Origin of the sequence: Leifsonia sp. T36S-04, assembly GCF_042465655.1 — a bacterium.
In the GTDB taxonomy this organism is placed as follows: domain Bacteria; phylum Actinomycetota; class Actinomycetes; order Actinomycetales; family Microbacteriaceae; genus Leifsonia.
Window position 1 is genome coordinate 288,926 of the sequence record NZ_CP146286.1, and the last position, 12,909, is coordinate 301,834.

11 protein-coding genes are annotated in these 12,909 nt (G+C 68.5%); 1 reads left to right on the forward strand and 10 read right to left on the reverse strand.

Annotated elements, in window-relative coordinates; genetic code table 11:
- Nucleotides 1-4 precede the first annotated feature (4 nt).
- Together P3F85_RS01380 and P3F85_RS01385 are read right to left on the reverse strand one after the other, a co-directional pair.
- Nucleotides 5-1,525, reverse strand: a complete 1,521-nt coding sequence (locus P3F85_RS01380) for a sugar transferase (RefSeq protein ID WP_374009479.1) — start codon at nt 1,523-1,525, stop codon at nt 5-7.
- Nucleotides 1,526-1,774: 249 nt separating this feature from the next.
- Entirely contained in the window at nt 1,775-2,929 is a 1,155-nt protein-coding gene (locus tag P3F85_RS01385; RefSeq protein WP_374009480.1) for a glycosyltransferase, read from the reverse strand.
- Nucleotides 2,930-3,292: 363 nt separating this feature from the next.
- Here P3F85_RS01385 and P3F85_RS01390 point away from each other — a divergent pair, with 363 nt between their 5' ends.
- A complete protein-coding gene (locus P3F85_RS01390) occupies nt 3,293-4,012 on the forward strand; it encodes an SOS response-associated peptidase (RefSeq protein ID WP_374009481.1) in 720 nt (239 codons plus the stop codon).
- Nucleotides 4,013-4,042: 30 nt separating this feature from the next.
- On the opposite strand, the gene P3F85_RS01395 is transcribed toward P3F85_RS01390, so the two are convergent.
- The 8 genes from P3F85_RS01395 to P3F85_RS01430 form a co-directional block, all read right to left on the reverse strand.
- Nucleotides 4,043-5,605 (reverse strand): hypothetical protein, encoded by a 1,563-nt coding sequence (locus tag P3F85_RS01395; protein ID WP_374009482.1) that lies wholly within the window; start codon nt 5,603-5,605, stop codon nt 4,043-4,045.
- A 124-nt stretch (nt 5,606-5,729) separates the two neighbouring features.
- A complete protein-coding gene (gene mgrA, locus P3F85_RS01400) occupies nt 5,730-6,767 on the reverse strand; it encodes an L-glyceraldehyde 3-phosphate reductase (protein ID WP_374009483.1) in 1,038 nt (345 codons plus the stop codon).
- 690 nt (nt 6,768-7,457) lie between these two features.
- Nucleotides 7,458-7,616 carry a hypothetical protein gene (locus P3F85_RS01405; protein WP_374009484.1) on the reverse strand — a complete coding sequence of 53 codons (159 nt, stop codon included), beginning with the start codon at nt 7,614-7,616 and terminating at the stop codon, nt 7,458-7,460.
- Nucleotides 7,617-7,712: 96 nt separating this feature from the next.
- Complete coding sequence (locus tag P3F85_RS01410; protein WP_374009485.1) at nt 7,713-8,744, reverse strand: SIS domain-containing protein; 1,032 nt, start codon at nt 8,742-8,744, stop codon at nt 7,713-7,715.
- A gap of 47 nt (nt 8,745-8,791) precedes the next feature.
- Entirely contained in the window at nt 8,792-9,640 is an 849-nt protein-coding gene (locus P3F85_RS01415; RefSeq protein ID WP_374009486.1) for a carbohydrate ABC transporter permease, read from the reverse strand.
- Nucleotides 9,637-10,596, reverse strand: coding sequence for a carbohydrate ABC transporter permease (locus P3F85_RS01420; protein WP_374009487.1), 960 nt, complete (start codon nt 10,594-10,596; stop codon nt 9,637-9,639). Before P3F85_RS01420 ends, P3F85_RS01415 begins: the two co-directional genes overlap by 4 nt.
- On the reverse strand, nt 10,593-11,894 hold the full coding sequence (locus P3F85_RS01425) for an extracellular solute-binding protein (RefSeq protein WP_374009488.1): 1,302 nt from the start codon (nt 11,892-11,894) through the stop codon (nt 10,593-10,595). The genes P3F85_RS01420 and P3F85_RS01425 overlap by 4 nt, the downstream gene beginning before the upstream one ends.
- On the reverse strand, nt 11,891-12,826 hold the full coding sequence (locus P3F85_RS01430; protein WP_374009489.1) for an N-acetylglucosamine kinase: 936 nt from the start codon (nt 12,824-12,826) through the stop codon (nt 11,891-11,893). The genes P3F85_RS01425 and P3F85_RS01430 overlap by 4 nt, the downstream gene beginning before the upstream one ends.
- Nucleotides 12,827-12,909 lie beyond the last annotated feature (83 nt).

A 12,909-nucleotide genomic window follows, 5' to 3' on the forward strand; every position in this document is an offset into this window, starting at 1 on the left:
CTCATCAGTAGGCTCCCGTCGAGTCGAGCATCACGCGGACGGTCCGCCACAGGATGACGAGGTCGCCGGTGAGCGACCAGTTCTCGACGTAATAGAGGTCGAGGCGGACGCTCTCCTCCCACGACAGGTCGGAGCGGCCGTTGACCTGCCACAGCCCGGTCAGGCCGGGCTTGATGTACAGCCGGCGGTGCACGTGACGCTCGTACGCGTCCACCTCGGTCTGCAGGGGAGGCCGGGGGCCGACGAGGCTCATGTCGCCGACGAAGATGTTCCACAGCTGGGGCAGCTCGTCGAGCGAGTGCTTGCGCAGGAAGCGCCCGAAGCGGGTGACACGCGGGTCCTCGCGGATCTTGAAGAGCAGCCCGGACCCTTCGTTCGACGCGAGCAGGGCGGCGCGGTCGTACTCGGCGGAGACGGTCATCGACCGGAACTTGTGCATCCGGAACGTGTCTCCGTTGCGCCCGACGCGTTCCTGGTGGAAGAACGCCGGGCCGGAGCTGTCCATCCGCACGCCGATCGCGAGCAGGACGAACAGCGGGGAGAGGAGCAGGAGCGCGATGCCCGATGCGGTCACGTCGAACGCGCGCTTGAGCACGTGACGGCCGCCCTCGAACTGCGGGATCTCGACGTGGATGAGCGGGAGACCCTCGACGGGGCGGAAGTGGATGCGCGGTCCCGCGACGTCCGTCAGGCGCGACGCGAGGACCAGGTCGGTCGCGGTGCCCTCGAGCTGCCAGGCGAGCTGCCGGACGAAGTCCGACTTCCCGGCGGGGCGTCCCGCGACGATCACGGTGTCGGCCTCGAGGCCGGTCGCTGCTTTCGAGATCCCGTCGAGGTCGCTGACGACCGGGACCGCGGAGGAGGCGGTGGTCTCCGGCCGCGCCGTGCCGTGTCCGTCGATGGCCGCTCCGACCACGCTGTACGCGGCTCCCGAGTTCGCCCGGATCTGCGTGACGACGTAGTCGACGTCCTCGGCATCTCCGACGACGATCGCGCGGGAGAGGTAGTGGTCGGCCATCCGCTGCCGGATGAGCCACTTGCGCCAGATCCAGCGGCCCAGGAGCAGGCCGACGATCCCGAGCGGGAGGGTCAGCACGAAGTAGCCGCGGGCGACGTCGATCTTCGCGATCAGGAGGGCGATGGCGAGCACGCCCCACGTGGTCGCGCTGGCGCTGACGACGCGCTTGTACTCGCTCACGCCGATCCCGACAACCCGCGGATCGCGGGTGTGGTAGCTGGAGAGCGCCGCCAGCCAGACGAGCGCGATGGTCAGCGAAAGGAAGAAGTAGTCGATGCCGGAGGTGTCGGGAACCGTGATGGAGTCGAAGCCGAAGCGGACGAACTGCGCAGCGAAGGTCGTGATCACGACGATGAGCGCGTCGGTCACGAACAGCCGGGACCGGTAGCGCCGCGCCCAGCGCCGTCCGGAGACCCCTGCGGTGCCGGAGGCCGCGGCCGTCGCGGTGCGAGAGGGGAACGGCCAGAAGTGTGGCGCGACGTGGGTGCGCGGCTTGACGGTGGTCATGCGTGCGCCCCCCGCGATGCCGACGTCACGCGCCCGTCACCCGCCGCGGGCTGGATCAGCACCTGCGGTCGCCGGCCGAACTGCGTCGGCGTCGGGGTGTGCGGATTCACGGTGGGCTCCTGCGAGTCGGGTTGACAGGATGAGAGAGGGGAGAACTTCACCCGAGAAAGTGACTGTTGCTCATCTCTCGTAAAATGAGAATACATCGCTTTTTCGTCTCGCTCTCACCCCCGAGAGGGGGGTCACAGGTCAAGAAGCGGACCCGGGGTCCGGGAGGGGTGCCGGCACGTCGGGAGCCGACGCGTCCGTGAGAAGGGGACTCACCCGCGTCGTGCGGCGCGGGCGGTAGACGATCCGTGAGTGGTAGGCGAATCGTGCGATGAATCCGAGCGCGAGCAAGCCCGCCTGGGCGAACAGGCTCGGGACGAACGTCACCTCGACGATCAACCAGAGCAGGGCGGTGCGCAGGAGGGTCTCGCTGCCGTTGAAGGCGAACGATTGCCCGAACCGCAACCACACGCTCCGGCCCTCACCGCGCAGGTCGTGGAACACGAACCGCTCCTGCAGCAGGAAGTTGCCGATGATCGTGACCACGGCGGCCACGATCGCTGCCGCCAGGTACCACGTGCCCAGCGAGAGCAGGCCCGCCATGATCAGCAGGTTCAGGATGGCGCCCAGGGCGCCGATGACGGCGAAGGCGGAGAGCCGGCCGAAGCGCAGCGCGGTCAGCTGGAGCAGGAAGCGGAAGCCCTGCTTGAAATCCGCCTTCGACTCCCCGGCGAAGCGCTTGCCGAAGACGAAGGGCTCCTCGACGACGGTGAGCGCGTTCCTCGCGAGGATCTCGAGGAGGATTTTGAAGCCCCGGGGGCGCAGGTTGTCCGTCGGGACGGACGCCCGCCGGAGGGCGAAGAAGCCGGTCATCGGATCGGAGCAGTTGCGCAGCTTGACGGGGAACATCGCCCGGGTGAGCACGGTCGACACCCCGGACACGGTGTGCCGCAGCCAGTTGTCCAGCCCGCCCGTCGAGCCGCCGGCGACGTGCCGCGAGGCGACCACGACGTCGGCCTCGGTCTGCTCGCCGGTGGCGAGCAGGGTGGGGATGAGCTCCGGGGGATGCTGCAGGTCGCCGTCCATGACCACGCACCAGTCGCGGTCGCTCGACTCGAGCCCGGCGATGACAGCCCCGGAGAGGCCGCCGACCGGTTCGTCGCGGTGGATGAGGCGGACCGGCATTCCGAGCGTCGCGGCTTCCCGCTCGACGACGGCCGGGGTGTCGTCCGACGAGTCGTCGACGACCACGATCTCAGCGTCGAGCTCTTCGACCGCCGCCGCGATGCGCGCGAACAGCTCAGGGATGTTGAGCGCCTCGTTGTAGGTCGGTACGACGACCGAGACGGATGTCACGACGGTCCCACGGAAGAGCCGACGGCGGCTGGGGGGAAACCGTGGTCTCGAACGGTCTCACCGCCGCCGGCTCCGTGCCGAAGGGGATCGCCGTGCTCCCGCTCGCGCCGGACGCCCCCGGTTCGGATGGGGTTGAGGGCCGGGTGCGTCCGGCACGGCGAAAACGGGTTCACGATCGATCCCCTGGGTCGGGTGGTGCTTTCGGGTGACGTGGATGGGTAAGGTCCGGTGCTTAAAATGACTGTTCCTCACCTACCGACAAAAGTGAGAATACATCGCTTTGTTACCTTCGCGTCACCCGCATTTGGGGGGGAATCTGGCTCGACGCCCTACCGTGTCGGTGGCCGCGCCTATGCTGGCGGCATGTGCGGCAGGTTCGCGATGGACGACAAGGTCAACGCTGAGATCACGGAGTTCGTGGAGCAGACCGGGCGGCGCCCCGAGGAGTGGCGCGCCGACTGGGAGGCCGACTACAACATCGCCCCCACCGACGACATCCCGGTGCTGATCGACTCGGAGAAGACCCGGGAGCTCCGGTTCGAGCGCGCGCACTGGTCGCTCGTGCCGTCGTGGTCCGAGACCCTGAAGCCGAAGTTCCCGACGTTCAACGCTCGCGCCGAAGACATCGCCCAGAAGTCCACCTGGCGCAAACCCGTGCAATCCCACCGCGCGATCGTCCTCGCCCGCGGCTACTACGAGTGGCAGGGGCCTAAGGGCAGCAAGACTCCCTACTTCATCCGGTACCCGGAGGGCCGGCTGATGGGCTTCGCCGGTCTCTACTCGTGGTGGCGTGACAAGACGAAGGCCGACGACGACCCGGATCGCTGGGTGCTGACAGCCACCATCCTGACCTCGGACGCGGTGCAGACCCTCGCGGACATCCACGACCGCAACCCGGTGATCCTTCCCGAGGACATGTGGCAGCACTGGATCGACCCGTCGATCGTGGGCGACCAGGCGCTCGTCGACGAGGCGGTGCGCGCCGGCGTCGCCGAAGCCGAGACCCTGCGGTTCGATCGGGTCGCGCCGTTCAAGACCGGCGACGACGGCCCGCAGCTCATCGAGCCGGTGGACGCGGCCTGACGCCTCGTCCGGGCGGAGCGCGTCAGCGCGTCAGCGCGTCAGCTCGATGATGACGCTGCGGTGGGTCGGGATGATGCGGCCCGTCTCGTCGAAGCCGGCCTCCCGCAGCTCGGCGAGGCCCCAGGAATCCTGGACGCCCTCGGTCACGACCTCGATCACCCAGACGCGTTCCACTCCGTCGAACCGTCCGCGTTCGGCAGCGGCGGAGACCGAGTAGGCGCGATCCCCCCACCAGGTGTTCCGGTCGTACGGAGTGCGCAGGGTGACGTTCCGCAGCCCGCGGAACCCGTCCGGGTAGGTGCGCAGCGCCAGATTCGGTCGCTGAGACGGCTTGGCGGCCTGATCGAACACCACGGCATCCCCTGGGGTGGCGTTCGCCCCCACGGCGGCACTGACCTCCGCCCAGTCGCTGTCGTTCTTCGCATACGGCCCCCGCTGCAGCACGTACACCGGCGCGCACAGCGCGACCAAGACCACCGTGGCGATCGTGGTCGCGGCACGCGCCCGCCGCGCGTCGCGACCGAGGGAGCGACCCAGCACCCGGAGGCCCTCGGCGACGAGCAGGGCGGCCGCCGGCGCGGCGAACGTGGAGTATCGGCCCGTGTACATGGGGTAGGCCAGGTTCACGAGCAGCATCAGGCCGGTCGGCAGGAACAGCCACGTGGCTGCGACGAGGCGGGTGGAGGGAGCCCGCGGGCCGACGACGAAGGGCCGGGATGCGCGTGTGCGCCAGCGCTTCCAGGCCGGCCAGAGGCCGAATGCGATGAGCGCCCAGGCCGGGACAGCCACCCACGGCATCCCGAACCAGAGGAAGTAGTACCAGATCGACGGGTCGTCCGGGGTCTCCCCCAAGTAGCGGATCTGCCCGCGCTCCAGGTAGGCGATGGCGGCCAGCGGCAGCACGGCGATGACGCTTCCTGCCGCGCACATCGCCCAGGCCCGGAGCGTGTTCCGGGAGGCGCGGGTCGCCAGCAGGATGACGCCGTGCGCGACCAGCAGCGTCGCGAAGTAGAGGAAGAGGTACGACGCCACGGCCATCCCGGCGCCGTAGGCGATCCACGCGGTTCGGCGTGCCGATGGCGTGAGCCGCCTGCCGCCCCCGTCGATCATCCACACCAGCAGGAGCGTCAGCCAGGCCGCCGCGGCGGCGGTGAACGCGTATGATCGCGCCTCCTCCCCGGCGTAGGTCAGCCGGGGGAGGACGGACGCGACGACGCCGGCGATGATCGCCGCGCGGGGGCTGTCCCGGCGTCCGGCGATGAGCGTCACCGCGGCCACGGCCGCACCGACCGCCAGAGCACTCGGCAGCCGCAGGGCGAAGGCGCTCTCGCCGGCGACCCGGATCCAGCCGTGCATGAAGAGGTAGTAGAGCCCGTGGACCGCGTCCACGTGCGTCAGCATTGTGAGCAGGCTGCCGACGGGACGCTTGGCCGAGAGGAGAGTCGCCGCCTCGTCGCCCCAGAGCGAGGGGATCCAGCTCGCCGTCGCGCACAGCACGGTCGCGATGAGCCCGAAAGCGAGCGCAATCGTCCACGGCCGCACCGAGCGAAGCGGGCGGCCCGCCCGGATGTCCGGTGCGACGAGGAGGGTCATGTCTACAGCTTCTAGTCGTCGGGCGGGAACACCGTCCAGACAACCAGACAACCCTGGGCGACGCGTGGGCGAGCACTACGGAAACTCACAGTCGTGCCCGCCCGCGCCGCTCGTGCCGGGCGGGTCAGACCTCGCCGCGCCGGGCACCCGCCCAGAGGTCGACGCCCGCCTCGACCGCGTACTCGTCGATGGCGGCGAGTTCCTCCGGGGTGAAGTCGAGGTTGCCGAGGGCGGCGACGTTCTGTTCCAGCTGCTCCACGCGGCTCGCGCCGATGACGAGCGACGTGACGCGCTCGTCCCGGAGTGCCCAGGCCAGGGCCAGCTGCGCGAGCGACTGACCGCGCGCCTCGGCGATCTCGTTGAGCGCGCGCAGGCGGTCGACCGCGTCCTCGGTGAGCCAGTCGGCGTCGAACGAATCGCCCGCGCGAGCCCGCGACCCCTCCGGGATGCCGTTGAGGTACTTGTCCGTCAGCATGCCCTGGGCGAGCGCCGTGAACCCGATCACTCCGACGCCGAGTTCCGACGCCGTGTCGAGCAGACCTTCGTTCTCGATCCAGCGGTTGAGCATGTTGTACGACGGCTGGTGGATGAGGAGCGGCGTGCCGAGGTCGTTCAGGATCTCAGCGGCGCGCCGTGTCTCTTCGGGACTGTAGGACGAGATCCCGACGTAGAGCGCCTTGCCCGAGCGGACGGCCGTGTCGAGGGCGCGCATGGTCTCCTCCAGCGGCGTGGACGGATCGGGCCGGTGCGAGTAGAAGATGTCGACGTAGTCGAGCCCCAGGCGGCCGAGCGACTGGTCCAGGCTGGCCAGCACGTACTTGCGGCTGCCGCCTCCCTGACCGTACGGGCCGGGCCACATGTCCCATCCGGCTTTGCTGGAGACGATGATCTCGTCGCGGTACGGCGCGAGGTCCTCCTTCAGGATGCGCCCGAAGTTGATCTCGGCGGCCCCGTACGGCGGCCCGTAGTTGTTGGCCAGGTCGAAGTGGGTGATGCCGAGATCGAAGGCGCGGCGGACGATCGCCCGCTGCGTCTCGAACGGACGGTCGTCGCCGAAGTTGTGCCACAGGCCGAGGGAGAGCGCCGGGAGGTCGAGGCCACTGCGGCCGGTGCGGCGGTAGAGCATGTCGTCATAGCGGGAGGGATTCGCAACGTAAGCCATGACTCCACATTCGTCTGTCTGGGCCGGTAAGTCCAACAGCTTCGGCGGATGGGATTGATCACCCCGGATCACGAAAGCGCGTACTCGTGTGACGGCGGATTGTTCGTGCCGCGTCATGATTTGGGCGAGTTTTCGTCTTACGTGGTGGAAGGTGTTTCTCTACTCACAGGGCGCGCGACATGATTCAGAAACCTCCGCGAGCGTTTTGGTACTTCTTACCGGTCGGCGTGCTCACCGCATCGTCGGTGATCGCATTTGCGGCACTACCGTTGCGGATGAGTGGCCTGGTGTCACTCGTTGTCGTGGTGCTGGGCATCATCCTTGACCGCCTGACACGTTCGCGCGGCATCGTGCCCGCTGGGTCGCGAGCGAATTGGCACCTAGCGATTGCGGGAGGGGCGTACGTGGCGGCGCTCGCTTTAGCCGCCACGGTGGCTCGCGGTGACTCGCTGTGGGTTTCGGTAATTGTGGGAATCACAGTGCTCGGACTCTTCGTTGCCGGTACATGGGTCGTCCCCGAACGGCCGGCAAAAGGGAACGCGAGAAAACCCACTTCCTAGGCGAACCCTAGGAAGCGCAGCCCCCCCAGTTGATTTCAGCGCGGCTGCCGGAACCAGCGATGCGCCACAACGAACGAAAGCGGCGGTGCGCCCGAAGGCACACCGCCGCTTCTGCGTTCTGGGGGGCGGGTCAGACCCTGCTGCCGCGCCGGCGGATGAATCCGACGATCAGGGTGATCACGAAGAACACCAGGCCGAGGATGGCGAGCCACAGCAGTCCCTTGATGGCGAAGCCGAGGATGGCGAGCACCGCCCAGATCACGAGCAGAATAACGATGAGAGCTATCATGCGTCCATCTGACCGTCATTCGGCTTCAAGGTCAATCCGGAGGCGGGGGCCTTGCATCGCATGATGAGATGCGATACCGACAGTGCCCGCGCTGGGTCAGCGCACCGGCAGCTTGGTGTCGTCCTGGTGGTAGAGGAAGTCCTCGAGGGCGTACGGCTTGTGCTGGATCGCGGCGGCAATGGCGAGCTGGCCGATGACCGTCTCGACCACCGCGCGCTCGAAGACGCCGAGACCGGAGGGCAGCCGCACGATGGTCAGGCCGGCGTGCCCGGCGCCCGGGACCTCCGCCGGGTCACCCGAGGTCACGAGCACCACCCGTACTCCGGCGTCGAGCACGGACGAGGGGATGCTGAGCTCGCGCCCGTCGCCGAACACCACCAGTGCGTCATCCTCGGACAGCACCTCCATCGGCCCGTGCAGGTACTGGAACGTCTCGAACGCGGTGCTCGGCGTACGCAGGCCCTCCCGGATCATGAGCGACAGCTCCGAGGCGGCGGTCAGCGATCCACCGCGTCCCACCACGTCGATCGTGGTGGCGCCGGCGAGCACGCGGCCCACCGTCTCCGCGATCTCGGCGTAGTCCCGCAGCGCTTCGGCTGCGCGCGAGGGGATGCGGTCGGCCTCCGCCGCGGCGTCGAGCGCGCCGACGGAGTCGAGCAGCAAGGCGTAGGCGAGGATCGTCGCCGTGAAGCCCCCGGTGTACACCGGGGAGTCGGGGAAGCCGCCGAGGCCGAGCACCGCATCCACCTCGTCCTTGATGGGCTGCTCGGGGAAGTTGCTGATGCCGATGCGCGAGCCCGGCGCCAGGGTGCGTGCGGCGGCGAGCGGCTCGGGGCTCCGGCCCGACTCGGACACGACGATGCTGTGGTCGGCGCGCACGACCGAGAGGCCGTCGGCCACGTCCGAGGCGACGAAGGAGGCCGCCGGCCGCCCGGCCGCCGCGAGGGCCGCGACGAGGGTGTGCGCCGAGTTGAGCGACGCGCCCATCGCGATGACCGCCGCGCTGTCCTCCGCACCCCACGGGGAGAGGGCGGCTGCGGCGAGGTCGCGCCGTACGGTCTCCCGTGCGAGGGCGAGGTTCTCCGGCTGTGCGCGCATGGCGTCGACGAACGAGGCTGTGGGTTCCATGGTGTCCTTACGGTTGGGATTGCGGGGTGGCGGTCGGTCGCGGTCGGTCAGCCCTTGACGGCGCCCGCGGCCATGCCGCTGACGACGTAACGCTGGAAGATCATCGCGACGACGATCGGAGGGATCGCGGCGAGGATGCCGCCCGCGGCCACGAGCCCGAAGTCGGTGGTGTACCGGCCGGCGAACTCGCTGATGGCGACGGGAAGGGTCTTTGCCGCGTTCGAGGAGGTGAAGATCAGCGCGTACATGAACTCGTCCCAGGCCAGCAGGAAGGCGAACATGATCGCCGCGAAGATGCCCGGCCGCGCTGCCGGGAGCACCACGCGGAACAGTGCGCCCAGGCGGGACGCACCGTCGATCCGTGCGGCCTCCTCCAGCTCCTCCGGGATGGTGAGGAAGTAGTTGCTGAGGATCCAGAGCACGAACGGGATGACGAGCGAGCAGTCGACGATGATCAGGCCGGTGACGGTGTCCAGCAGCCCCAGCGAGTTCAGGATGAGGTACAGCGGGATCAGCAGCGCGATCTGCGGCAGCATGTATGTCGCCAGGAACAGGATGAGGACCGCCTGACGGAACCGGAAGCGCAGCCGCGCGAACGCGTACGCACCCAGGATCCCGACCACCATCGAGACCGCGACCGTGCCGACCGCCACGATCGTCGTGTTGGCGAGCGCGGCGCGGAACGTCGCACCCACGCTGTCCGCCCCGCCCTGGAAGATCAGCTGGTACCTGCTCCAGTCGAGAGTGTCCGGGATCCACTGCAGCGGTGTGCTGATCAGCACGCGCTGCGGGGTGACGCTGGCGATCACCATCCACCCGAACGGCAGCAGGATCACCGTCGCGACGACGAGAGCCGCCAGGTGGAGCAGGATCGAGTTGCGAGTGGTGCGCTTCACAGCAGGCTCATCTCGGATCGGCGCAGCATGCGCAGGTAGATGAAGGTCAGCACGAGGATGACCAGCACGATGATGTACGACAGGGCGGCGCCGACGCCGAAGTTCTGGTCCGAGAACGCGGTCGTGTAGGCGTAGTACGCGACCGTCTGCGTGCCGTTGACCGGGCCGCCGCGGGTCATGGCGTAAACGATGTCGAACACCTTGAACGCCTCCACCGTCCGGAGCACCAGCACGATCGAGATCGACGGCACCAGCATCGGCAGCACGATGGACCGGAAGATGCGCGACCAGTCGGCACGGTCGAGCTTGGCGGCCTCGTACAGCTCGTCCGGGATGGACGTCAGCCCGGCGAGCAGGAAGAAGGCCACCAGCGGGGTCGTCTTCCACACGTCCGCGAGGATCACCATGTTCAGCGCGAGCGTCGGGTCGCCGAGCCACGCCTGGTACTCGTGGATGAGGCCGAGCTGCGTCAGAGCGGCGTTGAGCGAGCCGTACTGGGCGTTGAAGATGCCCTTCCACATCGCCGCATTGACGATCGTGGGGATCGCCCACGGGATGATCACGATGGCACGGAACAGCCAGCGGGCGCGGAGTTTCGCGTTCAGCAGGCCGGCGACGATGAGACCGAAGACGAGCTCCAGGGCCGTCGAGACGAGGGTGAAGTACAGCGTCCGTCCCATCGCCGCCCAGAAACCGGGAGAGGTGAGTGTGTGGACGTAGTTCTGCAGACCCACGAACGGTGTGTCGGTCGCCAGAGCCGAGTTCACCTCGAAGAACGAGATGAGGAGGGTGCGGAGGATCGGGTAGACGATCACTCCGAACACCGCGATGGCGGCAGGGAGGAGCAGCCAGAAGGCCAGCCTCCCCTGGTTGTCGCGCTTGCGGCGGTTCCGGCGCCCACCCGTTGCGGGGGAGCGCCGCTCCGTCTCGACCGAGGCGACCGACACGCCGGTCATCCCTGGGTCTCGTTCGCGGCCTTGACCGCGTCGTCCAGGGCCTGCTGCGGCGACTTCTTGCCGAGCAGCGCGTTCTGGATCTCGACCTGGAGCGCCTGCGACACGGTGTTGTAGTTGGCCACCGGCGGGCGCAGGATCATCGAGTCGTACGCCGTGCCCGCGGCCGCGAAGACCTCGGGGTTGGCCTTCGTGATCTCCGGCTTGGTGTAGCTCGCCTTCCAGTTGGTCATCGACGACTTCGTGTACTTGTCCTGGACCGCTTCGCTGGTCAGGTACTCGATGAGCTTCCACGCCGCGGCCTGGTGCTTCGACTTCGAGCCGATCGAGAGCGCCATCGAGCCGTTCACACCCGGGTTGTCACCGCTGGGGCCTGCCGGCGGAGAGGTGACCGCGACCTGGCCGACGACCTTCGAGATCGCCGGGTCGTTCTGGTCGCGGAAGGTCGACTCCCAGTTCAGCTCCATCGCGGTCTTGCCCGCGGCCATCGACTTGTCGGTGTCATCCTCGAGGAAGGTCGTCGACGCCGGGTCGGTGAGACCGTCGTCGATCGACTTCTTCATGAACTCGAGCGCCTGAACTCCTGCGCCCTTGTTGATGTCGAGCTTTCCGCTGGTGTCGGTGAACTGACCGCCGTAGGCGCCGAGCATGACGGCGTAGTCGCAGATCAGTGCCTCGGCCTGCGCCCAGCTCCACGCGAGCGGGTACTGCACCACCCCGGCATCCTTGAGCTTCTTCGCAACGGCGAGCACGCCATCCCACGTCTTCACGTCGTCGCCGGTGGCGCCGACCTTGGCGAGCATGTCCTTGTTGTAGAAGAACAGCTTGGTGGAGGGGCCCCACGGCACTCCGTAGTACTTGCCCTTGTACTCGGCGCTGGAGAGCGCGCCGCCGAGCATGTCGGTCTTCCAGCTGGACGGGAACTTGGCTGTCACGTCGGTGATGATTCCCTTGGAGGCGAACTCGGCCGGCCAGATGACGTCCGAGAGCACGACGTCGTACGTGCCCGCGGGGGCGGACGTGACGATCTTGTCGTGAAGTGCCTCGTACGCCACGAACGTCGGCTTGACGGTGATCTTCGGGTTCTTGGCCTCGAAGTCCTTGATCATCGTGTTGATGTCGGTCTCCGAGTAGCCCGCCTGCTTCATGAACAGGGCGTTGATCGTGCCCGTCCCGTCGCCCTGGCCGCCCGACGCCGTTCCCGCGCCGGTGACGCTGCACGCGCTGAGGGCGAGGGCCGCGGTGGCCGCGAGGCCGATGCCCGCGAGAGCGCGCCGGCGCCCCGTGGATGTGGTTCTCATGACTTCCTCCGTGTGTTCGATGGTGCGAAGGGGACGACAGTGGCCGCCTCCGTGAGCCGCCGGGCGAGCGCGAGTGCGCCGCGCACCGGGGCGACATCCAGCAGGTGGATGGAGTGGGTGAGCCCGCGGGCGCGCAGGCGCTCGCCGAGGGCGTCGAAGAGCCGGGGCTGGTGGCTGACCACGCCGCCCGCGCAGACCACGTCGGTTCCTGCCGCGCCGCGCTGGTGCACCAGCTGGACGCTCCGGGCCAGCTCGTCGGCGGCGTGCTCGATGACGCGGGCGGCGCGGACGCTTCCCGCGTCGGCGGCGGCGAAGACGAGTGGAGCGGCGGCGCCCCAGGCGGTGACGCGAGGGCGGATGGTGAGCGCGTTCGAGAGGCCGACGATCTCGGTGACGCCGAAGTGGGCGTACAGCGCGTCGGCCAGGACGTCCTGCGGCTCGTCCTCGTCGACCGCGTCGAACAGGGTGCGGACGGCGTCGCGGACGAGGGAGGGGGCGCTGCCGGGGTCGTTGAGGATGTAGCCGTAGCCGCCCGCGCTCACGAGCGAACCATCCACTCGGCGGCCGACGACCTTGCTGCCGGTGCCCGCGATGACGGCGATGGCCTCGTCGAAGCCGGCGGCCGGGCCGACCAGCTCGACGTCGTTGACCGCCAGCGCAGGGCCCTCGTGGAGCTCGGCGAGCGTCTCGGAGAAGGCGAGCGTCTGGGCTTCGCTGTCGAGGCCGTGGGCGCCGACGACGAGAGGGGCGGTCGCGGCGGCGGGCACCGCATCCAGAAGCGCCAGCAGGCTGCGGACGTTCTCCTCGGAGTGGAGGTGGCCGCCGTGCTGCCAGTCGGCGGTTTTGACCGAGAGGTCGAGGAGCGCGGCGCCGGCGTCGTCCTCGACGCACACGTGCGTCTTGGTGCCGCCGATGTCGATTCCGACGATCACGTCTGCTCCTCTGCGTCACTGAAGGGATGCTTCTTCTTTCCTATCGGAGTGAGAAGAAGTACGCCAAACCTAGGACCCCTCCC

Coding starts and splice junctions, on each gene's coding strand:
- P3F85_RS01380 (WP_374009479.1), bottom strand. CDS start 1,525: ATGACCACCGTCAAGCCGCGCACCCACGTCGCGCCACACTTCTGGCCG.
- mgrA (WP_374009483.1), bottom strand. CDS start 6,767: ATGGCTTACGTTGCGAATCCCTCCCGCTATGACGACATGCTCTACCGC.
- P3F85_RS01410 (WP_374009485.1), bottom strand. CDS start 8,744: ATGGAACCCACAGCCTCGTTCGTCGACGCCATGCGCGCACAGCCGGAG.
- P3F85_RS01395 (WP_374009482.1), bottom strand. CDS start 5,605: ATGACCCTCCTCGTCGCACCGGACATCCGGGCGGGCCGCCCGCTTCGC.
- P3F85_RS01420 (WP_374009487.1), bottom strand. CDS start 10,596: ATGACCGGCGTGTCGGTCGCCTCGGTCGAGACGGAGCGGCGCTCCCCC.
- P3F85_RS01390 (WP_374009481.1), top strand. CDS start 3,293: ATGTGCGGCAGGTTCGCGATGGACGACAAGGTCAACGCTGAGATCACG.
- P3F85_RS01405 (WP_374009484.1), bottom strand. CDS start 7,616: ATGATAGCTCTCATCGTTATTCTGCTCGTGATCTGGGCGGTGCTCGCC.
- P3F85_RS01425 (WP_374009488.1), bottom strand. CDS start 11,894: ATGAGAACCACATCCACGGGGCGCCGGCGCGCTCTCGCGGGCATCGGC.